This window comes from Brevundimonas sp. UBA5866, assembly GCF_002432125.1.
GTDB lineage: Bacteria > Pseudomonadota > Alphaproteobacteria > Caulobacterales > Caulobacteraceae > Brevundimonas.
Map to the genome: position 1 here is coordinate 33,918 of NZ_DJFS01000026.1, position 25,032 is coordinate 58,949.

The 25,032-nt window shown below is 62.3% G+C and carries 24 protein-coding genes and 1 pseudogene; 6 read left to right on the top strand and 19 right to left on the bottom strand.

Annotation, left to right across the window (positions count from 1 at the left end):
• Positions 1-58 precede the first annotated feature (58 nt).
• The 3 genes from pstA to B3H86_RS02560 form a co-directional block, all read right to left on the bottom strand.
• Positions 59-1,354: a phosphate ABC transporter permease PstA gene (gene pstA, locus B3H86_RS02550; protein WP_292050997.1), complete on the bottom strand. Its 1,296-nt coding sequence runs from the start codon at positions 1,352-1,354 to the stop codon at positions 59-61.
• Positions 1,347-2,777 (bottom strand): phosphate ABC transporter permease subunit PstC, encoded by a 1,431-nt coding sequence (pstC, locus tag B3H86_RS02555; protein WP_292050998.1) that lies wholly within the window; start codon positions 2,775-2,777, stop codon positions 1,347-1,349. Before pstC ends, pstA begins: the two co-directional genes overlap by 8 nt.
• A gap of 175 nt (positions 2,778-2,952) precedes the next feature.
• Positions 2,953-4,377: an ATP-binding protein gene (locus B3H86_RS02560; RefSeq protein WP_409450223.1), complete on the bottom strand. Its 1,425-nt coding sequence runs from the start codon at positions 4,375-4,377 to the stop codon at positions 2,953-2,955.
• Positions 4,378-4,673: 296 nt separating this feature from the next.
• On the opposite strand from B3H86_RS02560, the gene B3H86_RS02565 reads away from it, so the two are divergent.
• The gene (locus B3H86_RS02565) at positions 4,674-6,815 is read left to right on the top strand and encodes an ATP-binding protein (RefSeq protein ID WP_292051000.1); all 2,142 of its coding nucleotides are present in this window, start codon (positions 4,674-4,676) and stop codon (positions 6,813-6,815) included.
• 44 nt (positions 6,816-6,859) lie between these two features.
• Here the strand turns inward: B3H86_RS02565 and B3H86_RS02570 are convergent, their stop codons facing one another.
• Positions 6,860-7,069 (bottom strand): hypothetical protein, encoded by a 210-nt coding sequence (locus B3H86_RS02570; protein WP_292051001.1) that lies wholly within the window; start codon positions 7,067-7,069, stop codon positions 6,860-6,862.
• Positions 7,070-7,126: 57 nt separating this feature from the next.
• Positions 7,127-8,425 (bottom strand): isocitrate lyase, encoded by a 1,299-nt coding sequence (aceA, locus tag B3H86_RS02575; RefSeq protein ID WP_409450224.1) that lies wholly within the window; start codon positions 8,423-8,425, stop codon positions 7,127-7,129.
• A gap of 134 nt (positions 8,426-8,559) precedes the next feature.
• On the opposite strand from aceA, the pseudogene B3H86_RS02580 reads away from it, so the two are divergent.
• Positions 8,560-10,013, top strand: a pseudogene (locus B3H86_RS02580) (helix-turn-helix domain-containing protein).
• Here the strand turns inward: B3H86_RS02580 and B3H86_RS02585 are convergent.
• Positions 10,005-11,351 (bottom strand): hypothetical protein, encoded by a 1,347-nt coding sequence (locus B3H86_RS02585; protein WP_292051003.1) that lies wholly within the window; start codon positions 11,349-11,351, stop codon positions 10,005-10,007. The pseudogene B3H86_RS02580 and the gene B3H86_RS02585 sit on opposite strands and share 9 nt — an antisense overlap.
• Before the next feature lie 187 nt (positions 11,352-11,538).
• The gene (locus tag B3H86_RS02590; protein WP_292051004.1) at positions 11,539-12,516 is read right to left on the bottom strand and encodes a helix-turn-helix transcriptional regulator; all 978 of its coding nucleotides are present in this window, start codon (positions 12,514-12,516) and stop codon (positions 11,539-11,541) included.
• Between the two features lie 101 nt (positions 12,517-12,617).
• On the opposite strand from B3H86_RS02590, the gene B3H86_RS02595 reads away from it, so the two are divergent.
• Positions 12,618-12,899, top strand: a complete 282-nt coding sequence (locus tag B3H86_RS02595; protein ID WP_292051005.1) for a hypothetical protein — start codon at positions 12,618-12,620, stop codon at positions 12,897-12,899.
• 13 nt (positions 12,900-12,912) lie between these two features.
• Here B3H86_RS02595 and B3H86_RS02600 read toward each other — a convergent pair whose 3' ends face one another.
• The 11 genes from B3H86_RS02600 to B3H86_RS02650 all read right to left on the bottom strand — a co-directional run bounded on the left by B3H86_RS02600 (position 12,913) and on the right by B3H86_RS02650 (position 20,208).
• On the bottom strand, positions 12,913-13,290 hold the full coding sequence (locus tag B3H86_RS02600; RefSeq protein ID WP_292051006.1) for a cupin domain-containing protein: 378 nt from the start codon (positions 13,288-13,290) through the stop codon (positions 12,913-12,915).
• Between the two features lie 48 nt (positions 13,291-13,338).
• On the bottom strand, positions 13,339-13,794 hold the full coding sequence (locus B3H86_RS02605; protein ID WP_292051007.1) for a hypothetical protein: 456 nt from the start codon (positions 13,792-13,794) through the stop codon (positions 13,339-13,341).
• A 51-nt stretch (positions 13,795-13,845) separates the two neighbouring features.
• A complete protein-coding gene (locus tag B3H86_RS02610) occupies positions 13,846-15,264 on the bottom strand; it encodes an NAD(P)(+) transhydrogenase (Re/Si-specific) subunit beta (RefSeq protein ID WP_292051008.1) in 1,419 nt (472 codons plus the stop codon).
• Positions 15,265-15,289: 25 nt separating this feature from the next.
• Positions 15,290-15,655, bottom strand: a complete 366-nt coding sequence (locus tag B3H86_RS02615) for a hypothetical protein (RefSeq protein WP_292051009.1) — start codon at positions 15,653-15,655, stop codon at positions 15,290-15,292.
• Between the two features lie 19 nt (positions 15,656-15,674).
• Entirely contained in the window at positions 15,675-15,953 is a 279-nt protein-coding gene (locus B3H86_RS02620) for a hypothetical protein (protein ID WP_292051010.1), read from the bottom strand.
• Positions 15,950-16,237, bottom strand: coding sequence for a hypothetical protein (locus B3H86_RS02625; RefSeq protein ID WP_292051011.1), 288 nt, complete (start codon positions 16,235-16,237; stop codon positions 15,950-15,952). The genes B3H86_RS02620 and B3H86_RS02625 overlap by 4 nt, the downstream gene beginning before the upstream one ends.
• A gap of 2 nt (positions 16,238-16,239) precedes the next feature.
• On the bottom strand, positions 16,240-16,560 hold the full coding sequence (locus tag B3H86_RS02630; protein WP_292051012.1) for a proton-translocating transhydrogenase family protein: 321 nt from the start codon (positions 16,558-16,560) through the stop codon (positions 16,240-16,242).
• Positions 16,560-16,811: a hypothetical protein gene (locus B3H86_RS02635; protein ID WP_292051013.1), complete on the bottom strand. Its 252-nt coding sequence runs from the start codon at positions 16,809-16,811 to the stop codon at positions 16,560-16,562. Before B3H86_RS02635 ends, B3H86_RS02630 begins: the two co-directional genes overlap by 1 nt.
• Positions 16,808-17,941 carry a Re/Si-specific NAD(P)(+) transhydrogenase subunit alpha gene (locus B3H86_RS02640; protein WP_292051014.1) on the bottom strand — a complete coding sequence of 378 codons (1,134 nt, stop codon included), beginning with the start codon at positions 17,939-17,941 and terminating at the stop codon, positions 16,808-16,810. Before B3H86_RS02640 ends, B3H86_RS02635 begins: the two co-directional genes overlap by 4 nt.
• Before the next feature lie 141 nt (positions 17,942-18,082).
• Positions 18,083-18,334, bottom strand: a complete 252-nt coding sequence (locus B3H86_RS02645) for an aa3-type cytochrome c oxidase subunit IV (protein WP_292051015.1) — start codon at positions 18,332-18,334, stop codon at positions 18,083-18,085.
• 83 nt (positions 18,335-18,417) lie between these two features.
• Positions 18,418-20,208, bottom strand: coding sequence for a M3 family oligoendopeptidase (locus B3H86_RS02650; RefSeq protein ID WP_292051016.1), 1,791 nt, complete (start codon positions 20,206-20,208; stop codon positions 18,418-18,420).
• A gap of 111 nt (positions 20,209-20,319) precedes the next feature.
• Between B3H86_RS02650 and B3H86_RS02655 the strand changes: the two genes are divergently transcribed.
• Positions 20,320-22,077, top strand: a complete 1,758-nt coding sequence (locus B3H86_RS02655; RefSeq protein ID WP_292051017.1) for a DUF4153 domain-containing protein — start codon at positions 20,320-20,322, stop codon at positions 22,075-22,077.
• A 119-nt stretch (positions 22,078-22,196) separates the two neighbouring features.
• Positions 22,197-23,672, top strand: coding sequence for a sigma-54-dependent transcriptional regulator (locus B3H86_RS02660; protein WP_292051018.1), 1,476 nt, complete (start codon positions 22,197-22,199; stop codon positions 23,670-23,672).
• Positions 23,673-23,695: 23 nt separating this feature from the next.
• On the opposite strand, the gene B3H86_RS02665 is transcribed toward B3H86_RS02660, so the two are convergent.
• Complete coding sequence (locus B3H86_RS02665) at positions 23,696-24,286, bottom strand: DUF805 domain-containing protein (protein ID WP_292051019.1); 591 nt, start codon at positions 24,284-24,286, stop codon at positions 23,696-23,698.
• A gap of 99 nt (positions 24,287-24,385) precedes the next feature.
• On the opposite strand from B3H86_RS02665, the gene B3H86_RS02670 reads away from it, so the two are divergent.
• Positions 24,386-25,030 carry a hypothetical protein gene (locus tag B3H86_RS02670; RefSeq protein ID WP_292051020.1) on the top strand — a complete coding sequence of 215 codons (645 nt, stop codon included), beginning with the start codon at positions 24,386-24,388 and terminating at the stop codon, positions 25,028-25,030.
• Positions 25,031-25,032: the final 2 nt, after the last annotated feature.

Sequence of the window (25,032 nt, forward strand, 5' to 3'; positions counted from 1 at the left end):
GAAGCAGTACCGGCCGACAGGCCTTCAGGTGCTCGGGTGATCTTGGAGTTCATAGACATTACCACCGACGTTCGAAGCGACGACGCACAATGATGGCGGCGGCGTTCATGACGATCATGAAGGCGAGAAGGACAAGGATGGCGGCTGCGGTCCGTTCATGGAACGCGCGCTCCGAGGCATTCTCCCAGATAAAGATAAGCGAAGGCAGTGCACCGGCCGGTGCATCGATGGCCGCCGAAATACCCGGTACGAAGCTGATCATACCGATGAGCAGCAGCGGGGCCGTCTCGCCAAGCGCGTGGGCCATCGAAATGATCGCACCCGTCATCACACCCGGCATGGCCAGCGGCAGGACGTGCTGGAACACGGTCTGGGTACGGCTGGCCCCCATCGCAAGGGCAGCCTCGCGGATCGACGGCGGCACGGCCTTCAGAGCCGAGCGCGTGGCGATGATGATGGTCGGCAGCGCCATGAGCGCCAGAACCAGACCACCGACCAGCGGGCTGGCGCGCGGCAGGTGCAGGAAGTTGATGAACAGCGCCAGACCCAGCAGGCCGTAAACAATCGACGGCACGGCGGCGAGGTTGTTGATGTTCACCTCGATGATGGCGGTCAGCTTGTTACGCGGCGCGTATTCCTCCAGCCATACGGCGGCGAACACACCGACCGGAATGGCGATCAGGGCCGTGACCAAAAGCATCAGTGCCGATCCCACCACAGCCCCCAGCAGACCGGCCAGTTCCGGCTGGGTGGAGTCACCATTGGTGAACAGGGCGCTGTTGAAGTGCGCGCGGACCAGACCGTCGGCCTTCATCTTGTCCAGCCAATCCATCTGCTGGTCGGTGACGCGGCGGTATTCCTCGGGCGTGTCGCGGGCGATCTTGCCCTTCAGATACATCTCCGCATCGTCCGACAGCGGCGTTGTGATCGGCAGGGTCTGACCGATCAGGGCAGGCTGGGCGCGGATACGCTCACCGGCGATGAATTTGATCTCCGAAGACAGCAGGGCCCGCATCTGACGCGACAGATTGCCCTGCGCGTCGTCGGCCATGCCCAGACGGGCCAGTTGCTGGTCGGCGACGATCTGCTCGAAATTGGTGCCTTGCGGATAGGCGCGGTCGATACGCGCCGGATCCATATAGACCGGCAGGGTCACGCTGTGGGCGTAGAAGGCCGTATAGCCCTGCATCACGATACTGCTGAGCAGGATCACGAGGAACAGCAGCGCAGCGCCGATCGCGGCACGCCCCGCCCACTTGAAGCGCGTCTCGCGGGCGTAGCGGGCTTTCAGGCGGGCCTGCAGCTTCTGCGTGCGGGCACTGACAGCGCCCGAGGGGGTAACGGCGTCAGTCATACTGTTCACGATAGGCTTGCACGATACGCATGGCGACGACGTTCAGCGCGAGCGTGACGACGAACAGCGTCAGGCCCAGGCCAAAGGCAGCCAGCGTTTTCGGGCTGTTGAACTCCTGGTCACCCGTCAGAAGGGTGACAATCTGTACGGTAACGGTCGTGACCGTTTCCAGCGGATTGAGCGTCAGCTTGGCGGCCAGACCGGCAGCCATCGTCACGATCATCGTCTCGCCGATCGCCCGCGATACGGCCAGCAGAAGCGCGCCCGCAATACCGGGCAGAGCCGCCGGCAGCAGGACCTTCTTGACCGTCTCGGACTTGGTCGCACCCATTGCATAGGAACCGTCACGCAGGGATTGCGGCACGGCATTCATGATGTCGTCCGACAGCGAGGACACGAACGGGATCAGCATGATGCCCATCACCGCGCCGGCAACCAGCGCCATCTGGTTCTGCACCAGCAGCAGGTACTGACCCAGACCATCCAGCGGACCGCCCGCCAACCAGGCGCCGATGGTGTTGAAGAAGACGCGCAGCGCCGGACCGACAGTCAGGGCCGCGAAGAAGCCGTAGACCACAGTCGGCACACCGGCCAGAACCTCAAGCAGCGGCTTGACCACGGCGCGGGTGGTCTTGGAGGCGTATTCCGAAAGGTAGATAGCCGAGAACAGGCCGACCGGCGCAGCGACTGCCATAGCGATCAGCATGATCAGGAAGGTACCGGCGAACAGCGGCACGGCGCCGAAAGCCCCCGAAGAGCCGACCTGATCGGCGCGGATAGCGATCTGCGGGCTCCACTGGGTACCAAAAAGGAACTCCAGCGGCGACACCATGCTGAAGAAGCGCAGGGAGTCGTAAACCAGCGAGAAGATGATGCCGACAGTCGTCAGGACCGCCACGGTGGCGCAGGCGAACAGCACACCGACGACCCAGCCCTCGACCGCGTTGCGGGCGCGCAGCTCGGGACGGATGCGCAGGAAGACAAACAGAGCGCCCAGGATGGCAGCAATCACGCCAGCCGTCATGCCACCCCAGTTCAGGAGCGAATGGATCTGATTGGCGCGGCGGCCTTCGGCCGGCAGCAGTTCCGCATAGGGAGCCGCCCAGATCTGCAGGGCCGCACTGCCCTGCCCGACACGGCGGGCATCGGCGATAAAGGCCTCACGACGGAAGGGCTCAAGCTGGCTTACAGCTTCCGGAGCTCCGGCAGCGATCAACTGGCGCTCTATAGGTGCGGAAAACACCGACGCCAGGACCAGCACGGCCAGAGACGGGGCCAGCACGCCGATAACCGCATACAGGCCATGCTGGCCCGGACGCGAGTGCGGTTTGACGCCTTGGCTACGACGCACAGCCAGTTTGCGACCGCCCCAGAAGGACAGCCCTGCAAACACGGCCATGAAAATCAGAAAAATCCAGGTCATTCAGATCCGAGGGGCACACCTGCGCCCCCCGATCGGAGGGCTTTCAAAACCGGGCTGAAACTGCCCGCGAAAGGCAAGCGGATTAAGACGGATGCATGACAGTTCTGTTACAGCCTACGGTCGTACGCAGACATGCCGCACTAACAGCAAGGATTATATTATAACCCGTTGTAAACTATAGGATTTCTTCCAAAGTTTCCGCAGCGGTACGCAGTCTTTGCGGTGCAATCGGGAACGCGGCAGCGAATAAAGCGCCCGATCCAAGTACACTTTCCACAGAAAGTGCTCCGCGATGGCGGATGACAATGTGACGCACAATGGCCAATCCTAGACCTGTACCCTGACGCTCGCCGCTCTTCTGGCCCTCGATACGGTAGAATCGCTCTGTCAGTCTGGGCAGGTATTCACGCGCCATACCCGGCCCGTGGTCGCGCACCGTCACGACGACATAACGCGCGCCCTGCTCGCGATCCGGGGTAACCAGTGATAGACGGGTGCTGTCGGACATCCGCGAGACCATCGTCTCGTCCAGACTGCGGTCGCGCTCGATGGTCACTTCAATACTGCTGCCAGCCGACGAGTATTTCAGGGCATTGTCGACCAGATTCTGCACCACCTGAACGATCTCGTCGCGCTCGCCGATCACATCGGCACCGCCGATGCCCAGATCAGCGACAACACGGACCTCACGCTCACGCGAGATGATGCTGACAGCATCGATGACATCCGATGTCGCCCGCGCCAGATCGACCCGACCGTCGGGGGCGATATGCTCGTTCAGCTCGATACGTGACAGCGACAGCAAATCCGCGACCAGACGGCTCATACGGTCCGCCTGCGTCGCCATGATATCCAGAAAACGGTCGCGCGCCTTGGGATCATCCTTGGCATGACCGCGCAGGGTCTCGATAAAACCTGTCAGCGAGGCGAGCGGCGTGCGCAGTTCGTGGCTGGCATTGGCCAGAAAGTCCACGCGCATACGCTCGATCCGGCGCAGATCTGTCTCGTCCTTCAGCGTCATCAGAACCAGGGGTTCACGCCTGCCGTGTCCATCACGCGCGGGAAGCGGATGGACCTGCGCCCGCCAGTGACGCTCCTGTGCGCCGCCGCTGATATAGTCCACACGGCACGCTTCATTGAGGAACAGTGCCTCGTCCACCGCCTCCAGAACGCCCGGCTCGCGGATGATCGAGACAAGCAGTCCGCCATTGCCGCTGATCGGAAATAGCTCACGCGCTGCGGCATTGGCCAAAAGGATGCGGCGGCCCGCGATATCGTCGGCCTCGCCGCCCGCAATAATCATCATGGGATCAAAGCTGGCTTCGAATACATCCGCCATAAGACCGCCATCGCCCGCATTCTCGACAGGCAGTTCGCTGGTCATCGGCAAGGTATCCGCAACCGGCGAAGGCTGCCGGTTGATGACCCACGTCGTAAAGGCCACCGCTATGGCGCCCAGTATCAACCAAGGCGCCAGGGCAGGCTGCATGATGGCCAGGACCAGCATGATAACGACTGCCATCCCTCCGCTCGCACCGGCGGTCCACAAGCGCGATGACGCCATAGGCGCAACAGGTGAAGGCTGGGACTCGTAAGGCATCGTGATCCGTAATGCGGCAGGTTCAGACGGCTAGCTTAGACAATAAAAGACGACTCGTCCGGTGCATTTAACCGTGTCGTGCGACAGGCAGGCGACGATCACGCATTCCTGTAACGCCATGATGAAACTTCACTATTCATAAGCAGCGAATGCAGATATCGTTGTTCTTCGAATGTGTGGAGATTGCTGGCATGCTGTCGATTCCCTTATGGGAGATGACATTGCCTGATACCCGCATTGCGGTGTCAGGCCTCTATGCAATTGCCTTGTATGCTTTTGCTGCAGGTGTAGTGCGTTTGGCGCAGCCGCTGCCGTCGGTATGGCGACAAACCCTGACAGTGCTGGCTCTGGCCATCATGTCGCACGGGATTTGGTGGCTGCCCCACCTTTATCATCCCGCATCCATGGCGCGACCCATAGGACCGTTTCTGGGCTCATTGAGCCAGTTGGCTGCTGTCGGCTTCTTCGATCTGGCATACCGTCTGGACCTGGCTTCCGGGCGTCAGCCCTACGCGCACCACAAACGGTTCCTCACCTACCTCAGCGCGACCACGGGGCTGGTTTTCACCCTGGCACTGGGCCATCTGTCACTGGGCTGGCCCGTATCGCTCAGGCTCGATCCCGTGGCCTTCGGATTGATAATATTGGTCCCGATTTTAGTGTCTGCGATTGCAGCCTATCCGATCAATCCGTCATGGCCGCTCAAGATTGTATTGGGCTCTGCAGTGATGGGTCTTTCGACCGCCTCGATCAATGCCGGGACCGATCTACTGGGATTCGCGACGCGCCCTACACACTGGAGCGTTCTGCCACAGACCGCGATAACGCTGGCCATCGCCTGCACACTTATTCCCTGCATCATTCTGGCCAGTATTTCTGTCTGGAAATCACAACTGAGGTTCGTCGCCAATCTCAGGTGCGCCATCGAAGCCCTGCCCGTCGGCCTTGCCCTTTATGATGAGGAAGATCGGCTATTGGTATGGAATGAGGCCCTGCTGGGTATAGGGGGCGACACCAAACCCATGCTGAGCGTGGGCATGACCTATCGCGAAGCCCTGGCCGCGGGCCTCAAGGCCTCGCTGTTTCCGCCCGGAGCCAACCAGGATGATGAATGGCTGAACGAACATGCCATAAATCACACCCCCGGCGACTGGATCATGCAGTCACAGGATGGATCGCGCTGGATGCGATTGCAGAACCGACGCATCGAGAACCGCGGGCTTGTCACGATCGCATCCGACTTCACCGAGCAGAAAAGGCATGAGGCGGAACTGGCCGAAGCTCTAGAGCAGGCCCGCACCGCAAACATCGCCAAGAGCCGCTTTCTGGCCAATATGAGCCATGAAATCCGAACCCCGCTGAACGGGATGATCGCTGTGACAGACGCCTTGTCGCGTACCGAACTGAATGACAAACAGGCGGAAATGGTGTCGCTGGTCCGCTCTTCCGGAGACACCCTGCAGGTATTGCTAAGCGACATACTGGATCTGGCGCGGATCGAGTCCGGCCAGATGAAGATCACCAATGCGCCCTTCGATCTGGTCCGCCTGATCGACGACACCCAAAGCCTCTATGCCAATGCCGCACACGAGAAAGGCGTACAGTTCGCCTGTCACATCATGCCGGAAGCCCGCAGCTGGGTGATAGGCGATGAGGTACGGACACGGCAGATACTCAACAACCTGCTGTCCAATGCCGTAAAGTTCACGAGTGAAGGCCACATCACGCTGACGGTGTGCCGGCGCGAGGACATGGTCCAGATACGCGTCGATGACACCGGGATCGGCTTCGAAACCACCAATCTCCAAAATCTGTTCGGGCGGTTTGCACAGGCCGATGACCAGATCACCCGTCGTTACGGCGGGTCGGGCCTTGGCCTGTCGATCTGTGCTGAACTGGCGGATATGATGGGAGGAACGGTTAGCGGTACAAGCCAGCCCGGTCTGAGCTCTAGCTTTACGGCCTCCCTGCCCCTACCGCGGATCACCACACCCAATCCGGACGTCGGCAGCGCATCAGCGCGCAACACGGCACCATGCAGAACAGGCGATGTGCTGCGCGTTCTTCTGGCCGATGACAACGCAACCAACCGGCGGGTGGTGCAGCTGATACTGGATGCGAAGAATTTCGATCTGGTCGAGGTCGAAAACGGGCAGGAAGCGTTCGATGCCGTTGCAAACAGCCATTTCGATCTGGTCCTGATGGACATGCAGATGCCGGTCATGGACGGGCTGACTGCCACGCGTCGTATCCGCGAGCATGAAAAGGCCAATGGCCTGCCCCGCATTCCCCTGATCATGCTGACGGCCAACGCCATGCCCGAACACGTTACAGCCTCGCTGGAAGCGGGCGCGGACGCCCATCTGGCCAAGCCCTTCAACGTCAGCCAGATGCTGGAACTGTCGTACAATCTCACCCAGAAAAATCAGCCCGCCTGATCTCTCAGGCGGGCTGAACAGCACATCGGCTATGAGCGGCGGATTTACTCGTAGCCGTGCGCGGCCTCGTTGATCACCTGACTGGGCATGGCAGAGAAATCCACGCTCAGCGGGGCGCTGGCCTTGGCCTGAAAGGTCTTGATGACGTGCTCCAGACGGCGGCGCACTTCCTGCGTCGTGTCTGCACCCGCATCAAGTTCAAGCGGCGCGAGGCAGTAGTCGATGATCGCGCGTGGGCTGGTGTAGGTGGTCATCAAAGTCTCTCCTTCTCAGGAAGTGTGGAGCCGGACGGTGCCGGCTCCGCGGGGGATTTAGGCGGCGTGGAATTGGGCCGTTTCGGTCGAGTCCTTCAGGGCCGTGGTCGAGGACTGGCCTTGCGAGATGACGGTGGCGACATCGTCGAAATAGCCGGTGCCGACTTCGCGCTGGTGGCGGGTGGCGGTGTAGCCCGAAGCCTCGTTTGCGAATTCGCGCTGTTGCAGCTCCGAATAGGCCGCCATGCCACGGTCGCGGTAGCCCGAAGCCAGTTCGAACATGCCGTTGTTCAGGCTGTGGAAACCGGCCAGCGTCACGAACTGGAACTTGTAGCCCATGGCCCCCAGCTCACGCTGGAACTTGGCGATGGTCTCGTCGTCCAGCTTGGCCTTCCAGTTGAATGACGGTGAGCAGTTATAGGCCATCAGCTTGCCCGGATACTTCTTCTGGATCGCCTCGGCGAACTTCTTGGCGTCATCCAGATCGGGGTGCGAGGTTTCCCACCACAGCAGGTCCGCATACTTGGCATAGGACAGGCCACGGGCGATGCAGTGATCAAGGCCAGTGCCTTCCTTCAGGCGGAAGAAGCCTTCCGGCGTGCGGTTCTCGCGGTCGATGAACGGGTGGTCGCGCTCGTCGATGTCCGAGGTGATCAGCTGGGCCGATTCCGCATCGGTACGGGCCACCGTCAGGGTCGGCGTACCGCAAACGTCAGCCGCCAGACGGGCCGCGATCAGGTTGCGCTCGTGGGCCTGGGTCGGGATCAGAACCTTGCCGCCCAGGTGGCCGCACTTCTTCTCCGAAGCCAGCTGGTCTTCGAAGTGGACGCCCGAAGCGCCGGCTTCGATGAAGGCCTTCATGATTTCAAAGCTGTTCAGCGGGCCACCGAAACCGGCCTCGGCGTCGGCGACGATCGGGGCGAACCAGTCGCGCTTGGCACCGCCCTCGGCATGCTCGATCTGGTCGGCGCGTTGCAGGGTGCGGTTGATGCGGCGGCACAGTTCCGGCGCGGCGTTGGCCGGATACAGCGACTGGTCCGGATACATGGCGCTGGCGGTGTTGGCGTCGGCGGCAACCTGCCAGCCCGACAGATAGATGGCCTTCAGGCCCGCACGGACCATCTGCATGGCTTGGTTGCCGGTCACGGCACCCAGGGCGTTGATGTAGGGCTCCGAATGCAGCAGTTCCCACAGGCGGTTGGCACCGCGCTCGGCGAGGGTGTGGATGATCGGCACGGAGCCGCGCAGACGCAGGACGTCTTCCGGCGTGTAGGGGCGCTCGATGCCGTCAAAGCGGCCCTTGGTGGCGGGAACCAGATCAGCGAAGGTGGTCATGTGCGTTCTCGTCTCTGCGATGGTGCGGCCAACGCCGCGTCACAGGTCAAAGAACACGGGCCAGTCACAAAAGACACAGCATCAGGCCCGATATTGAAGTCACTTAGTCACAATATGACTTGACAAGATCAGTCACATTATGACCTAACTGCGATATGCAGGATAATGCCGACCGCAAACTGTTCCTTGGGGCGCGCCTGAAACGACTGCGCCGCGACCTTGGCCTGACACAGACCGCCATGGCCGAGGACCTGTCGGTCTCGCCCTCCTATCTGAACCATATCGAGCGCAACCAGCGCCCCGTTTCGGCGCAACTGCTACTGAAGCTGGCCGAAACCTATGATGTCGATCTGCGGACGCTGAACCGCGCGGGCGAGATCGACGAGGCGCGTCTGGGCGAAATCCTTGCCGATCCGGTGTTCAAGGGCGTTTCGGCACCGCGCCACGAACTGATGCAGGTGATCGAGGAAGCGCCCGCCGTGGCCGACGCCCTGCTGCGCCTCTATCAGGCCTTTGACGATCAGCGCGCCCGCGCCCGCGCCGCCTCGGAACACGGCGAAGGTCTGGATGACGCCGCCCCCGCCGACTGGGTTCGTGAATACATCCAGTCGCGGGGCAATCACTTCCCCGATCTTGACCAGATGGGCGAGGCACTGGGCCAGACCCTCAATAGCGAACGACCGCCCCACGCCGAGGGGTTCGAGGCCGCCGCCCGCCATCGTCTGGCAGTCACCCACGGCCTGACGGTCCGCACCGTGCCGTCCGAGGTGATGGTGGAATGGACGCGCCGCTTTGACCTGCACCGCCGCCGCCTGTTGCTGAGCGAGAACCTCGGCCCGTCGTCACGGGCCTTTGCCGTGGCCTATCAACTGGCCCTTTCCGAACACGGGGCAGAGCTGAATTCGATGGCCGACATGGCCCATGCGCCGGACCAGCCGACACGGAATCTTCTGAAGGTCGCCCTCACCAACGCCCTGGCTGCGGCCATCCTGATGCCCTATGCCGCCTTCCACCGCGCGTCGGAGGATACGCGCTATGATCTCAACCGTTTGGCGGCCCGCTTCGGTGTCTCCTACGAACAGGTCGCGCACCGACTGACCACCCTTTCGCGCCCGTCGGCCCGTGGCGTGCCCTTCTTCCTGATGCGCGTGGATCAGGCAGGCAATATCTCCAAACGCTATGCCACAGGCGCATTTCCGTTTTCACGTTTTGGCGGGGCCTGTCCGCGGTGGCGGCTGCACAGTNNCACAGCGCCTTTCGCACCCCCGGCCAGATCATCACCCAGATCATCGAGACACCCGCGCAGGACGGTAAGCCAGGCGGTCGCTGGTTCACCATCGCCCGCACGGTCGAGCGTCAGGGCCGCGACGGTTTTGGCGAGGCACAGGACCTGGCCATCGGCCTCGGCTGCGAGCTGCAGCACGCGCACCGCCTGATCTATGCCCAGGGGCTGGACCTCCAGAACCCCGAGGTCACGCCCATCGGCCCCGCCTGTCGCCTGTGCCACCGCCACCCCTGCGCCGAGCGGGCCGCCGCCCCCATCGACCGCCCGCTGGCCGTCGATGACTGGGCCAAGTCGCTCAGCCCCTACCCGTTCGCCTCAGCGTAAAATCACGCGACCGCTAGAGAGGGTCACGCCGACATCCGCCAGAATGGCCGCCACGACGGGAGCCGGATCAGCGGCCCCTTCGGTCAGAAGCAGACGCATCCGATCGGCCACTTCTGGGCTGCCGCCCGCATCGATAAACTGGGTGAACCAGTCGATCTCGTCGACCACGCCATCGCGGTTGCGACGCAGGGTTTCGCGCACAAAGTCCACATAGTCGCCGCCCGTCCGGCGCTTTTGCGCGGCCTCTGCCGCCAGGGCAAAGACGGCCCCGCAGGCATAATAGGCGCGGTGCTCGCCGCGATCGCCCGCCGTATTCACCGGCTGACGCGCCAGGCGGATACAGTCATCCACCTCGCGCTGCAGCTCGGCCTTGGCATCATAGGCCGGATCGCGGGCCTTCAGCGCGCGCACGGCCAGCAGGTCCGCCCCACCTTCGGTTATCCAGGCCTCGCGGGCATACTCATACCGGACCGTCTGGCCCAGCCAGAAATGCGCCGCCTCATGGGCAATGAACCACAGGGCGCGCTCGCGCACCTCATCGTCAGGCTCGACAATGCCGCGGCCCTCGAAATTCATCACGATCAGGCCGGGCAGAACACTGCCCCCCATACTGCTCATCCGCTCCGCAGGGCCGTTCCATGCCGCCATCAGCACCGGCTTTTCCGCCCCTGCCGAGGCGGGGCCCAGCCGCTGTCGATACCCGCGCCCCGTTGCGGGCGCAGCCTCGGACAGGGTGTCAGCCATCCATTTGGGCAGAGCCGGATCAATCACCGCCGTCAGCCCGTCATCGCGCGTCACATCGGCATCGCCCAGCAGAACATAGGACCGCTCGAACTGGGTGATCAGCATGGGCCTGCGCTCGCCCTGATAAAGCACGGGACCGGATTGGTCGCGCCACGTCACCTTGGTGGGCCCGACATCCAGTTCGACGGCATTCAGATCGGAAGACAGGGCAGCCAGTTCCTCGAGGCTGTCCACCGGAAACACGGAGGCCTGACGGGTCGGCAGGGCCACGGCCCCGTTGCTGAACACCAAAGTCGGATATTCGGCTTCGAGATCAACGCCTTTGGGCGTGATCTCGATATCGATCGCACGCGGCACTGGCCCGCCCGCCTCATTGACCAGCGCATCATATGCCCCCGCCCGCACCAGCCTGACGCCCGGTGTCAGAACCCGCCACTGGGTCGGCCGCCACGGCTGTCGTACCTCGCTCATCAGGGCCGAGTCATAAAACGCCCAGACTTCCGCATCCCGATCCATCTCGTAGCGCAGATGGATGGTCTGGCCCTGACGGGTGATCTCCGCACGGGGCGCAGGGGGGCCGCCACGCTCCAGCATCGGACCGCTTGCGCAGGAGCCCAACAGCGTCGCCGCAAGACCTAGGGAAACAATAAGTCCAGTGCGTTGAAACAAGGGCAGGCTCCACAATCAGATCAGAGGACGGACTTCACGGTCAGGATCGCCCGCCAGAAGTCCCGGGTCACCTTAAAACCACGCAAGACTCGGCCCTGTTCCGTCGCATTGCCTATCCCAGCGACGATCGGGCCTTTTCCAGCTCCTCGGCCATGACCTTTTTCAGCCGCTCGGGCTGGAGAATGACCGCCGCCCCGCTCCAGCTGAACAGGTGCCATGCCAGCTCGCGCATGCCCGAGGCACGGAACCGCACAATGACCGAACCATCCTCCTGGTCCTCGATCGTCTGGGTGGGGTGCCAGCGCCAGCCGCGCGCTTCTTGAGCGGACTCCGGCGCAATGCGCAGGACCACATTCTCGATCTGGTCCTGATAGATGCCGAACGACTGGCTGGCGAAAGCGGGCAGGTCGAACTCGACTGGCGGGCGGGCGATACCCTCCCCGACCGAGACGCTGCTCATGCGGTCAAGGCGGAAGGTCTGGATGCGGTCATTGGCGGGATCATAGGCCACCAGATAGTTGGCGCGCCCGAACATCAGGCCGCAGGGCGTAACCGTACGGCTGCGGGCCTCGGCCCCCGGTCGGGAATATATGAAGTTCAAAGGGCTCTCGGCCAGAATGGCCCCGCGGATGGTGGTCAGCACACGCTCGTCCGCACCGGGGCGCGGTCCCGCCTGGACAGCGATCGTCTCGGCACGGACCAGCGCTTCTAGATCCGGTGCCATGCGGTTCAGAGTGGCCGAACGCATAGCGGCCTTGATCTTGCGCTCCAGGCTTTCCAGCGCCGTGGCACGTGCAGCGTCTTCGGCCGCGTGAAGCGCCGCAGCCGCCTTGGTCAGTTCGAGCATTTCGGTTGCGGTCGGGGTCTGGATAAACCCCGAAAGCCCGCCCTGGATACGCCAGCGCTTGGTCGGCGGGTCAGAGATTTCCTCGACCTGCGGAAACAGCATCAGCACCGCATCGCGCATACGCTCTGCCGTGCGCCGCCCCACGCCCAACAGACCAGCCATTTCGTTCAGCGTCAGACCTTCTGCGCTGCCCGCCATTCTGATGGCCAGATCGATAACCATCGCTGCCTTGTCGTGGCGCATTGGAAGTTCTCCACAATCATACGTCCGGAATTGACGCAATACTGTTTCATAAAGCTCCGGTCAGCAAGAGGCAGACGCCTCCCCAACGGAGATTTTCACAGATGGCCTTTTCGTTCGCCCGCACCGCCCGCGCCCATTCGGACCGCAATGCCCAGAATCCTTACGCCGTCGCGCCGATGCTGCGACCGTTCGAGCGCAAGACATACGCCGACCGCTATCTGATCGTGCCATGCGAGACCGAGACCGATCTGGCCGTCATCTGGGACCGTCAGGAAGAACAGGTCGTGGACGTGATCTGCGCCCCGATGGGTCGTTATTCCGAAGAAGACGCCATGTGGGACGAGTTCCGCAGCACGTCGGAGCTGTCGGCCCTGGCCGCCTGATTGCCGTAAGGGTTTAGTGGACGAGCGGATCCGGCTTTGCGATCCGCCCCGCCAGCGTCCACGGCCCTTGCGGTATCAACCGCACCCACGCCCCTGCCGGGGCGCTGAGCCAGTGACCTTCGCCCGACAGCGAAGTCTCGCGGTGGACAGGACCGCCGGTGGCGATTTCCAGCACCAGCGGCGAGCCCATATAGGCCGTCCACATCTCCTCGGCCTCCATCGGCACCCACTGCGGATCGTCATTGGACAACAGCAGACGATAGGAGGCGATCTTTTCCGCATCGGCTTCCTGATGCGGCAGGACGCGGAAATAGCCGCCATCCGGATGCGGCGTCAGGCCGAGGTTCATGGCTACCTCTTCTGCCGTGAAATCGTCGTCCGTATCGCTCATCGCCGTTCCCTGCGGGAATTCCAAAGCGTGGCTATAAGGTGATCCGGCCTAGTGTGCCAGTCGCGCACGCTCCTGTGGCGTAACCCCACGCCATTGACCGTTCTCGAAAATATATTCCCCCGCCCATCGCCACGGAGCAGCGGACAGGGCGGACCGGCTGCGACCGAAGGCACGCACGGTATAGACCTCGCCCGCCCTCAAAGGCACCGCCGCGCCTTGCGCGACGAAGCCCGATGGCACCTCGGCATAGGCGATCTGGCTGACGTTCCGGCATCCACCCCTGCGCGCCTCGACAGACCACAGGGTTTCCGAAGTCTCTCCTGCTTCGCGTGTGACCGTGAACGCCTCGACACAGGCCCTTTCAGGCCGATCCGCACGAACCCCGAAGGTCGCCACCGGACGGTCCCCGGTCCCGCCGATGTGGACCGGCACCATCGCGGAGCAGGACAACAGCCCACCGATGGCAAAAGCATAGAGGATCAACGGGCGCGTCAGGCGGGACAACCGTAAGGACATATCCGTTCAACGTAACGGACGGCGGTTGGCTCCTGCCATTCAGAGCGCCTTGACGATGCCCTCGACCATCTTCTTGGCGTCTGCGAACAGCATCATGGTGTTGTCGCGGAAAAACAGCTCGTTCTCCACCCCCGCATAGCCCGCCGCCATGCCGCGCTTGATGAACAGCACGGTGCCGGCCTTATCGACATCCAGAATGGGCATGCCGAAGATCGGGCTTTGCGGATCGGTCTTGGCCGCAGGGTTGGTCACGTCATTGGCACCAATGACAAAGGCCACGTCGGCGGACGAGAATTCAGAGTTGATGTCCTCCAGCTCGAACACCTCATCGTACGGCACATTGGCTTCGGCCAGCAGGACGTTCATGTGGCCGGGCATACGGCCCGCGACGGGATGGATGGCGTATTTCACCTCGACACCCTCTTCCTTCAGCTTGTCGGCCATTTCGCGCAGGGCATGCTGGGCCTGCGCCACCGCCATGCCATAGCCGGGCACGATGATGACCTTGGAAGCGTTCTTCATGATGAAGGCCGCATCCTCGGCGCTGCCCTGTTTGACGGGGCGTGTCTCGACCTTCGCGCCGTCGGCACCGCTGGCCGCCTCGGCCCCGAAGCCGCCGAGGATGACGCTGATGAAGCTGCGGTTCATGCCCTTGCACATGATGTAGCTGAGGATCGCGCCCGACGAGCCGACCAGCGCCCCCGTGATGATCAGGGCGATATTCTCCAGCGTGAAGCCCAGCGCCGCCGCCGCCCAGCCGGAATAGGAGTTGAGCATGGACACCACCACCGGCATGTCCGCGCCGCCGATGGGGATGATCAATGTCACGCCGAGGATCAGGCTGAGCGCGAACACGGCCCAGAACGCCCACACAGCCGTACCGCCCGTCCCGATCAATATGCCGATCAGGAAGACCAAGCCCGCCGCCAGACCGAGGTTGATCAGGTGCCGCGCGGGCAAAAGGATGGGCGCGCCGCTCATATTGCCGTTCAGCTTGGCAAAGGCGATGACCGATCCGGTAAAGGTGATGGCCCCGATGGCCACGCCGAGGCTGAGCTCCACCAGCGACAGCGTCTTGATCCCGCCCGTCACCGTCTGGATGCCGAAAGCGTCGGGCGCATAGACCGCCCCCACCGCCACCAGACAGGCGGCCAGACCGACGAGCGAGTGAAATGCCGCCACAAGTTGCGGCATGGCCGTCATGGGCACGCGATTGGCGATGATCGCCCCTGCCCCGCCGCCGATTATGACACCGCCCGCGATCAGGCCCAGCGTCAGTGGATCGAGCGCCCCCGTACTGGCGAGCAGCGCCAGTGTGACCCCGACCGCCAGTGCCATGCCCGCCATGCCCAGCATATTGCCACGGCGGCTCGACTCCGGACTGGACAGGCCACGGAGGGAGAGAATGAACAGCACCCCGGCCACCAGATAGGCCAGTGCTGCGATGGATGCCTTCATACTCTCCCCCTTTAAGTCTCCGGACTTAGAATACGTTGATGATGGCCGGTGCGCCGGTGGTCCCCTTGCGGGTCACCTGACCGTTCTTGATGACCGCGACGCCGATGTTGCCCTCGCCCGTCAGGCGGGTCAGGGTGCAGCTGCCGTTATCGGTCGGCAGATAACCCGACTGGGTACCCTTGCCCTCGCGCACCATGCGGTTCTGATAGACACCGCGGATCGTCACCGGACGGAAGCGGCATTCCAGACGCCACGTCGCATTCTTGTCAGCGGCCACGCCCCACGGCAGGCCACCGTCAAGATCGCCCGCCACTTCGGCAGGCTGTGCATAGGCGATCGAACCCGCGATCAGCGTGATACCGGCGGCAATGATCGAAACAGCGGTCTTCATTACAACTCACTCAAGTCAGTCAGGATTTGATGTAGCTCTGGGTGCGGATCAGCCGCCAGACCGCAGAGCCTATGAACAGTGGTCCCAGGAACACCAAAATCCAATCCACAAAATTCAATTCCTTGTCCCTGAGGGCATACAGGGCAAGCGTAGAGGTAAATACGATAACGACGCCGGAGTCATAATATCGGATCCGGATGATCGGATCTTTCTCTCGGGTCCACGACCACACCCACAGACCGACCCCGTACAGGGTAAAGCACCAGGCCATCAGGATAGAGAAATCGGTAGGGGTCATGGCTGTTTGCGCGCCCGCTTCCAGCCACGCAGCGCCAGAATGAACATGATGGCCCCGCCCAGTGCAAAACCGAGGGCCGATGTGCGATCACCGGCGGTGTAGTTGGTCCAGCCCAGCAGGCCAAAAAGCAGGCCCACTGCCGCAGGATATCCCACCGCCAGAACGGTCTCGACAACCCGCCTCAGCTTCGGCGGCATCCTGCCACTGAAGAGCAGAAGAACCAGAAGCAGAGCGATGGCGACAGCCATAAGAACTGTCACCCACTCCGAAAATCCAAAAGCCATACTCAACGCTTATCCTTTTTGCGGTACATGGCCAGCATCCTGCGCGTGACCATGAAGCCGCCGAAAATATTCACACTGGCCAAGGTCACAGCGGCAATCCCGGCACCCTTGGCGATCCATGCATTCGCGCCGCCCGCCGCACCACCGCTGAACGCCGCCGCAGCCATCAGGCCACCGACGATAATTACCGAGGAAATGGCATTGGTCACAGCCATCAGGGGCGTGTGCAGGGCGGGCGTCACGCTCCACACCACATAATAGCCAACGAATATGGCCAGCACGAAGATTGCCAAGCGAAACACTGTGGGATCGACGTATTCCATCAGGCGTCTCCTTGCTGGGCCGAAGTGGAAATTCTCTTTTCGAGTTCAACCAATCGGCGGTTCAACTTGATCACGTGGTCAAACAGTAGGCCAAACACTGTGAAAGCTAACGGGACGAGAACACTACCGTCGTTCAATGTCTCATTTAGCGCGCGATAAATGCACAACGCGCCGTAGATAAGCGCAAACAGAAGCGAGAGATTCCGGAACCAGATCAGTTCGCGGCGTTCCGTTGACTGACTGGCAATCATGACTTCACTCCGTCATGCACAACTTCACCCTTGTGGGTCACAGCAGCCGCTTTGAGGATTTCATCCTCCAGATCGACCGACAGATCGCCGTCCTTGACCAATAGCCCAACAAAGGCGGCAAGGTTGCGGGCGTAAAGCGCACTGGCGTCTGCGGCGATGCGCCCCGCCAGATTGCTCCAGCCGACGATCTTTACGCCATTGGCCGTGGTGACGACCTCGTCCGGTTTGGAGCCTTCGACATTGCCGCCCGCCTCGACCGCCAGATCGACGATGACCGAACCCGCCTTCATCGAGGCGACGTGCGCCGCTGTGATCAGGCGCGGAGCCGGACGGCCCGGGATAAGCGCCGTGGTGATCACCACATCCTGTTTGACGATGTGGCTGGCGGTCAGTTCGGCCTGTTTGGCCTGATATTCCGCGGACATCTGTTTGGCATAGCCGCCCGCGGTTTCGGCGGCTTTGAACTCCTCGTCCTCGACGGCGACAAACTTCGCCCCGAGGCTCTCGACCTGCTCCTTGGCGGCGGGGCGCACGTCGGTGGCCGTGACCACCGCACCCAGACGACGTGCCGTGGCGATGGCCTGCAGCCCGGCAACGCCCGCCCCCATGACGAACACCTTGGCCGCCGCCACCGTGCCCGCCGCCGTCATCATCATGGGAAAGCCACGACCATAGGTATATGCCGCTTCGATCACGGCGCGATAGCCCGCCAGATTGGCCTGTGATGACAGGACATCCATCACCTGTGCGCGGGTGATGCGCGGCACGAATTCCATAGCAAAGGCCGTGGCCCCCTGACCTTTCAGGGCCTCGATGGTCGCTTTCTCGCGATAGGCGTCCAGCATGCCTATGACGATCGCGCCGGATTTCAGGGCGCTGGTTTCCGACGCCGTCGGCCCGCGCACCTTGAGCAGCACATCGGCACCCGCCAGAACAGCCGCCAGATCGGCCGAGACCTTGGCCCCCGCCGCCTCGTATTCGGAATCATTGAACGACGAACCGGCCCCTGTTCCGGCCTCGACCGTAACGGTCGCTCCCAGAGCCAACAGCTTCTTGACCGTTTCGGGCGTTACGGCGCAGCGCGTTTCCCCCTCGCGGCGCTCACGGGTTACGGCAATGGCAACAGCCAAGATGCGTCTCCTGATCTCCCCTAGGAAAATCAGTGTTAGATAAGATTATCACCCGATCAAGGCCGTTCCCGAGAAACGGCAATAAAAAAGCCCGCCGAAGATCGGCGGGCTTTAACTCCGGCAAAAAGATTGCCGTAAGACTTAGTGGGCAGCTTCCTTTTTGCCGCGCAGGGCAAAGATGCCGACAGCGGTCACGACAGCGGCCGAAATGAAGGCGGGGATGAAGCCGGCACCGACGGCGAACCATACCACCAGCAGCACCAGCAGGGCCGACACGCCCAGCGAGCACCATTTGGTCATGGCGATGAACAGCTCGAACATGTGGTTCTGCGCCGAGATTTCCATCTCGCCTTTGACGTGGTCGTGGGCGGTTTCAGCGTGCGAGTCAGCCATGAGACTTCCGAAAAAAGAGCCGATATTTGAGCCGTCTTATAGCGGCACCGTCGCACCGCTCAAGCCCGCTCGTCGAACAAGCGTCAGATTAGGGCCTCGAATTGGTCCACCAGATGCTCCAATCGCTTGGTGCCGATGGTCCAGAAGGCCGGGTCGCGCGGGTTCAAGCCGAACGGCTCCAGCGCCTCGACATAGGTTTTCGACCCGCCATTGGCCAACAGCTCGCGGTACAGCGGCGTAAAGGCTTCTGGGTCTTTCGCCCGCGTTTCCATCAGCGCCGCGACCAGCAGGTCACCAAAGGCATAGGCGTACACATAGAAGGGCGAATGGACGAAGTGGCTGACATAGGCCCACCAGTTCTCATAGCCCGTCAGGTCCACCGCCGGACCGAGGCTGGCGCTCAGCTCTTCGGTCCAAATCTGGTTTATCCGCTCAACGGAGACTTCGCCCTTGGCGCGTTCGTCGTGGAAACGGGTTTCAAAGCGGTGGAAGGCGATCTGGCGCACCACCGTGTTCAGCCCGTCCTCGATCCGGCCCGCCAGCAGGGCGCGGCGGTCCTCATCGGTCGCTTCGGCCAGCAGACGGTCGAAGGTCAGGCCCTCGGCAAAGATGGAGGCGGTCTCGGCCAGCGTCAGCGGCGTGTCGGCCAACAGACCGCCCTGCCCCGCCGCCAGCGTCTGGTGGACGCCGTGGCCCAATTCGTGCGCCAGCGTCAGCACGTCGCGGCGCTCGCCCATCCAGTTCAGGAAGACATAGGGGTGGGTACCCGCCGTAACGGGGTGCGAATAGGCGCCCGACTGTTTACCCGCACGCGGACGCGCATCGATCCACGGACGCTCGAAGAACCAGTTAGCGCGTTCGGCGAAGTCACCGCCCAGATCGGCAAAGCTGCTGAGCACCAGTTCCTTACCGCCCTGCCAGTCATAGGTCTTCGATCCAGCCTGACCGATTGGGGCGTTGCGGTCCCAGTGGTTCAGTTTGTCCTTGCCCATCAGCTTGGCCTTGAGGGCGTAATAACGGTGGGCGATGCGCGGATAGGCTTCGGCCACGGCCTCGGCCATGGCATCGACCGATTCACCGTGGACTTCATTGGCCAGATGGCGGCTGTCGGCGGGGCGTTTGAAGCCGCGCTTGCGATCCTCCAGCGCCTTTTCGGCGGCGATGGTGTTCAGTACCATGCCCATGGTGCGGGTGATGCCGTTGAACGCCTCGGTCATAGCCTTGCCCGCCGCAGCGCGCTTGGCCTCGTCCTTGTCGGTCAGGCGGTTCAAGCCTTCGGACAGGGTCAGCTTCTCGCCGTCCACATCCGCCCGCAGCGCCGCCAGCGTCTCGTCGAACAGGCGCGACCACTGGGCCTGTAGCGGCCCACGCTCGGCGATGAAGGTTTCCAGCTCTTCGGACAGTTCGTGCGGCTTCATGGCGCGCAGGCGGCGCAGCCACGGTGCCCAGCGACGGGCCGGCTCATGCGCTTCGAGAGCGGCCTTCACGGCCTCGTCGTCGAGTTGGTTGATTTCCAGCGTCACCCAGACGGTCGGGGTGGCGATGGCGGTGATCTTTTCGCGCACATCGGCTTCGAAGCTCTGGGCCTGTGCGTTCTCGCGGTCGGTCGAGGCACCGAGGAAGGCAAAGGCCCCCAGACCACCGAGGATCTCGCTGGCCTCCTCATAGGTGCGGATCACCTCGTCCAGCGCCTGTCCCAGTGCGGCACCCGACAGGCCGCCCAGCTTGCCCTGATGGGCATTGAGCCTGTCCACCAGCGCTCGGGCGCGATCCAGATCGGACTGGATGCGGGCATCCTCACGCGAGGCATACAGGTCGGACAGGTCCCACAGCGGGGCGTCGGCGAATTCGGTCGGTTTGACGGACGCGTTCATGGTCTTGGTTGTGGGGAGGCTGGAGCCTGCTGGCAAGAGGGTGGCGCGCGGCAAAGTTGCCATATCCCCGTTCAATGCCATGCTGCCCATGAGAATCAGCGGAGAGGCAATATGGTCCAGTGGCTCACATCCGACAGCCTGCGCGCTCCACACATCGAAGGCCGCCAGCGTTTCTATGTCCGCCTGATCATTGGACTTGTTCAGGGGGGATCGGCCTACGGCCTCTATCGCCTGAACGAGTTCGGTAAGTTCGACTCCTCTCTCCTGCTGGTCTGGGCGCTGCTGACCGCCTATGCCCCGCCTGTCTGGCTCGCAGCCATCGGCCAGATATCGATGCGAAGCACCCTGATCTGGTGCGGGATCGTAACCGCGGTCATTGCGGCGCTGGGTCTTACGAACGGCGCGCAGGGTGGTCAGGAAACCACTTTCGCGGTGGCTGTAGTCTGCCTGCCCGTCGCACTGTTCTGTGCGCACCATCTGGCCGTTCCCGCCATCAACCACCGCAGCCTGATCGCCCCCTATGAGAGCTATTACGAGGCGGCCTGGAAGGCAGGCATCCAGCTCGTACTGGCGCTCATGTTCCTTGGCGTCTTCTGGGCCATCCTGTGGCTGGGCGCGATGCTGTTCAATGCTATCGGCATCAACGCCATCGAGCGCTTCATCACCAAGCCCTACTTCGTGCTGGTTGCCACGCCTGTGTTCTTTGCCATCGGCGTGGAACTGAGCGATGTGCGCGATGGCCTGACGCAAGGCATCCGCACGGTGGCCCTGACGTTGTTGTCATGGCTGTTGCCGATCGCAGTGCTGATTGCGGGAGCGTTTCTGGTCACCCTGCCCATCGCGGGCATGTCCGAACTGCAAAGCTCGCTCAGCCCCTCCGGACTGATGCTGACGGCCAGTGCCGGCCTTATCCTGCTCGTTAATACGGTCTATCAGGATGGCGCGGACCATCTGTCGCCCACGCGTTTCCTGCGCATGACGATGCATGTCGGCGCGGTGCTACTGGTGCCGATGACCGCCTTCGCCCTGTGGGGGGTATCTGTGCGTATCGGACAGTATGGCCTGACCCTGCCCCGTATCATTGCCCTGACAGGAGCGATCATCGGCCTGCTCTATGCGCTGGGCTATGCGACCGGCCTGCTGGTCAAGGGGCGTCGGGGCGGTTGGCTGCCTGTATTCGAGATGACCAACGTGGTTGTCGGTATCCTGACCACGCTGACGCTGGTGGCTTATTCCACGCCCTGGCTCAATCCCGTAAAGCTGGCGATGGACAGCCAGATAGCCCGCATTGAAGGCGGCACATTGGGTGCGGACGAAATCCCCTACAACTATCTGTCCCGACAAGCCGGTGAACGCGGCCGCTCCGTCCTAGGCGAGCTTCAGAAATCAGATGATCCTGTCATTCGAGAACGCGCGACAAATGCGCTGAATGGCGAATATATCAGCGAGACCTCGACCGGTATCAACCTGACGCTTCTTCCCGAAGGCACCATTTTGCCCGGCAGTGAAAACAGCCGTCTGATGCTGGAAGAAGCCATCAAGAGAGAACTGGGCACATATCAATGCAGCAAGAACTGCGATGCGCGACTGTATGATCTTGACGCAGATGGCCGCGATGAAGTGGTCATTGCTCAGGACATAGGCTTCTGGGTGTTTGGCCTGAACGAAAACGGCACATGGTCAAAACTTGGAATGCTGGCCCGACGCGCGGATTGCAGTCAGGATATGGTTAAGGCCGACCAGTTGAAATCAGACAGCCTCGCCCCGGCCGCCAGCAGGGAAATAAAGGGCGTGGCGCTTGGAAATATGGTGATGGACTTCATTCCGGATACGCATTGCCCTTCACCGGATATTAAGCCTGCCGGTTAACCGAGGCACCTTTTTCCTGAAACCCGTTCTTCATTTGTGTCGTTTAGATACAAACGCTTATGTAACCGTCCTGCTCCTAAAAGAGGACGGTCTAGTGGCGAAGTCCAAGGGGTGTCCATATGGCCAAGACCGTTCTGGTCGTCGATGACGATCCGACCCAGAGACGCCTGATTCAGGCCGTTCTGGAGCGCGAAGGCTATGCTGTTGTCCATGCCGAAAACGGTGGCGAAGCCATCGACAGGCTGACCAAGGGTGGTAGTGCCGATGTGGTGCTGCTGGACCTTGTAATGCCGGGCGGCCCTTCCGGTCTGGAAACACTGGCCGAGTTGCGTACGGCAGGCGTCAACACACCCGTGATCGTTCTGACGGCCAATGGCGGCATCGAAACCGTCGTGCGGGCCATGCAGGCCGGTGCCCAGGACTTCTTCATCAAGCCCGTCGGCCCTGAGCGCCTTTTGGTGGGTGTCCGCAACGCCCTGCAAATGACCCAGCTGACCGCCGAGATCGGCCGTCTGAAGAAGCGCAGCACCGGACGCACCAGCTTTGACGACATCGTCGGCGACAGCCCGCCCATACGTATGGTCAAGGCGCTGGGCGCCCGCGCGGCCAAGTCGTCCATTCCCGTCCTGATCACCGGCGAAAGCGGCGTGGGTAAGGAAGTCATCGCCCGCGCCCTGCACGGGGCCAGCCCCCGCGCGGGCAAGCCCTTCGTGGCCGTGAACTGCGGTGCCCTGCCCGCCAATCTGGTGGAATCCATCCTGTTCGGCCACGAAAAGGGAGCCTTCACCGGCGCGCATGAAAAGCATGCGGGCAAGTTCGTGGAGGCCAACGGCGGCACCCTGTTCCTCGATGAGATCGGCGAACTGCCGCTGGACATCCAGGTCAAGCTGTTGCGCGCCCTGCAAGAGGGCGAGGTCGATCCGGTGGGCGGCAAGCGCCCCGTAAAGGTCGATGTCCGCATCGTCTCGGCCACCAATCGCGATCCGGCCCAACAGGTGAAGGAAGGTGCTTTCCGCGAAGACCTGTTCTATCGCCTGAACGTCTTCCCGATCGAGGCTCCTGCCCTGCGCGAGCGCCGCGAGGACATTCCGGCCCTGATCGACCACTTCATCACCCGCTTCAACATCGAGGAGAGCAAGCGCATCGTCGGTTGCTCGCCCGAGACGATGGCCCTGCTTCAGGCCTATGACTGGCCCGGCAATGTGCGGCAGTTGGAGAACACCATCTACCGCGCGCTGGTGCTGGCCGACTCGCCCATGCTGCAACCGCACGATTTCCCCGCGATATCCGGTATCGCCGCGCCTCTGGAAGTGCCTTCAATCGTGGCGACCGGTCCGGATGGCGAAGCCGATGGAACACAGGACCAAAATGTTGCGGCGTCCACGCCTGCACCGGACAGCCCTATCCGCATCACCGACGAGCGCGGCCACGTCCGCACGCTGGAAGAGATCGAACGCGACCTGATCCAGCACGCCATCGAGGTCTATTCGGGCCACATGTCCGAAATCGCCCGCCGTCTCGGCATCGGGCGCTCGACCCTGTACCGCAAGGTGCGCGAACAGGGCCTTGAGGACCACATCAAGGAAGCGGGCTAGCTCCGCCTCCCCTCCCCGAAACTTCAAACCGGTTCCGACCCATAGCGGTTGGGACCGGTTTTTCCTTTCAGGGCCAGCATTATCATCATGACGATCATCGACAGTTGGCCCAGAAGCACGACGAGCATGGTGAGCATGAAGTCGACAATGAACGGCGCGGCGTCTGCGGTTTGCGTGAAGGCGGACGACATGAGACGCGCCCAGGACGCCAAACCAAAGCCGTAGAACGCGAGGGGAATCAGGGCCCAGAAACCGGACAGTCCACGATCATGCAGTCGGCGCGTGATCGCCGCCGCCAGCAATAGCGCCATCACCACCAACACCAGCGACATGGGCCACACCATGCTGACGACATCCATCGCCGACATGCCCGTCGGATCATGTATCCGGACATGGACACTGGTCGGGGTACGAGTGATGGTCGCCTTGTCCGGGTTGGCTTCGGCGAAGGCCAGTGTCTGGTTGAACATCCGGACAGCCGCCGGAACCATGGCGACGACCGTCGCCACGACGCCGCCCGCGATGATGACCCCTGCATAGGGCCAGAACGAGGAACGGCGATCACGCCCCTTGAAATCCAGAACCTTTTTGAAGCCACGGAAAATGGTGTTCATCGGATTCCTCTTTGGAGCCCAAGTGACATGGTTCTTTGATTTGGCACAAGCGGCGAAGCATGCTGAAACCTCTGCCGTTGTTCAGTTCAGGAGGGGTTTTTGAAACTATCAGCCTACACCGCCATGACCACAGCACTGGCTCTCGTCGCCTGTGGCCAGTCACCGGGTACCGCCAGCAGCGAGACCGCGACCCAGCAGGCTGCGGCCCTTCCCGCGTCCTGTGAGGACCATCCCCTGCTGCCCGCCATGCCCGAGCCCGTACCCATGGGTGGCAAGGCCGTCACCGCCATCAACTGCGAGGCCTATTCGGTCGAGATGATCTGGGGTGAGGCCGGTGAAAGCACCTCGATCATTCTGGTCGATTCCCAGGGCCCGCTGGGCGATGTTCCGGTCGGTATGGAGCAGATGGCCGAGATGGGCCGCAGCCTTCCCCTGCAAGCCGCCACGACCGCTCTTCAGATGACCGAGGGCGTCGCGGAAATGGCCAAGGCTGCCCCCGCCTCTCTGGAAGAACTGGGCGGTCCGGACTTCCTGTCCACCGTCAAGGAAAGCAACGGCCTGCGCTATTCGATCGAGGTCGAGGCCAAGGATGCGGGCGGCAAGGTCGGCACCCTGATCGGGACCATCAGGAACCGCTATGCCCTGACCATGAATATCGAGCAGGACAACCTGGTCGGACTGGCAGCAGGCGAAGCGGCCTATGCGCCCTTGCTGAATGCCATGAAGATCAGCGAACTGCCGTAGGG

Excerpts from the sequence above, each read along its gene's own strand:
- pstA (WP_292050997.1), bottom strand. The coding sequence starts at position 1,354 with ATGACTGACGCCGTTACCCCCTCGGGCGCTGTCAGTGCCCGCACGCAG.
- B3H86_RS02645 (WP_292051015.1), bottom strand. The coding sequence starts at position 18,334 with ATGGCTGACTCGCACGCTGAAACCGCCCACGACCACGTCAAAGGCGAG.
- B3H86_RS02655 (WP_292051017.1), top strand. The coding sequence starts at position 20,320 with ATGGTCCAGTGGCTCACATCCGACAGCCTGCGCGCTCCACACATCGAA.
- pstC (WP_292050998.1), bottom strand. The coding sequence starts at position 2,777 with ATGACCTGGATTTTTCTGATTTTCATGGCCGTGTTTGCAGGGCTGTCC.
- B3H86_RS02630 (WP_292051012.1), bottom strand. The coding sequence starts at position 16,560 with ATGGAATACGTCGATCCCACAGTGTTTCGCTTGGCAATCTTCGTGCTG.
- B3H86_RS02620 (WP_292051010.1), bottom strand. The coding sequence starts at position 15,953 with ATGACCCCTACCGATTTCTCTATCCTGATGGCCTGGTGCTTTACCCTG.
- B3H86_RS02615 (WP_292051009.1), bottom strand. The coding sequence starts at position 15,655 with ATGAAGACCGCTGTTTCGATCATTGCCGCCGGTATCACGCTGATCGCG.
- B3H86_RS02635 (WP_292051013.1), bottom strand. The coding sequence starts at position 16,811 with ATGATTGCCAGTCAGTCAACGGAACGCCGCGAACTGATCTGGTTCCGG.
- B3H86_RS02660 (WP_292051018.1), top strand. The coding sequence starts at position 22,197 with ATGGCCAAGACCGTTCTGGTCGTCGATGACGATCCGACCCAGAGACGC.
- B3H86_RS02610 (WP_292051008.1), bottom strand. The coding sequence starts at position 15,264 with ATGAAGGCATCCATCGCAGCACTGGCCTATCTGGTGGCCGGGGTGCTG.
- B3H86_RS02650 (WP_292051016.1), bottom strand. The coding sequence starts at position 20,208 with ATGAACGCGTCCGTCAAACCGACCGAATTCGCCGACGCCCCGCTGTGG.
- B3H86_RS02595 (WP_292051005.1), top strand. The coding sequence starts at position 12,618 with ATGGCCTTTTCGTTCGCCCGCACCGCCCGCGCCCATTCGGACCGCAAT.
- B3H86_RS02665 (WP_292051019.1), bottom strand. The coding sequence starts at position 24,286 with ATGAACACCATTTTCCGTGGCTTCAAAAAGGTTCTGGATTTCAAGGGG.
- B3H86_RS02585 (WP_292051003.1), bottom strand. The coding sequence starts at position 11,351 with ATGCTGGAGCGTGGCGGCCCCCCTGCGCCCCGTGCGGAGATCACCCGT.
- B3H86_RS02560 (WP_409450223.1), bottom strand. The coding sequence starts at position 4,377 with ATGCCTTACGAGTCCCAGCCTTCACCTGTTGCGCCTATGGCGTCATCG.
- B3H86_RS02590 (WP_292051004.1), bottom strand. The coding sequence starts at position 12,516 with ATGCGCCACGACAAGGCAGCGATGGTTATCGATCTGGCCATCAGAATG.
- B3H86_RS02600 (WP_292051006.1), bottom strand. The coding sequence starts at position 13,290 with ATGAGCGATACGGACGACGATTTCACGGCAGAAGAGGTAGCCATGAAC.
- B3H86_RS02625 (WP_292051011.1), bottom strand. The coding sequence starts at position 16,237 with ATGGCTTTTGGATTTTCGGAGTGGGTGACAGTTCTTATGGCTGTCGCC.
- B3H86_RS02570 (WP_292051001.1), bottom strand. The coding sequence starts at position 7,069 with ATGACCACCTACACCAGCCCACGCGCGATCATCGACTACTGCCTCGCG.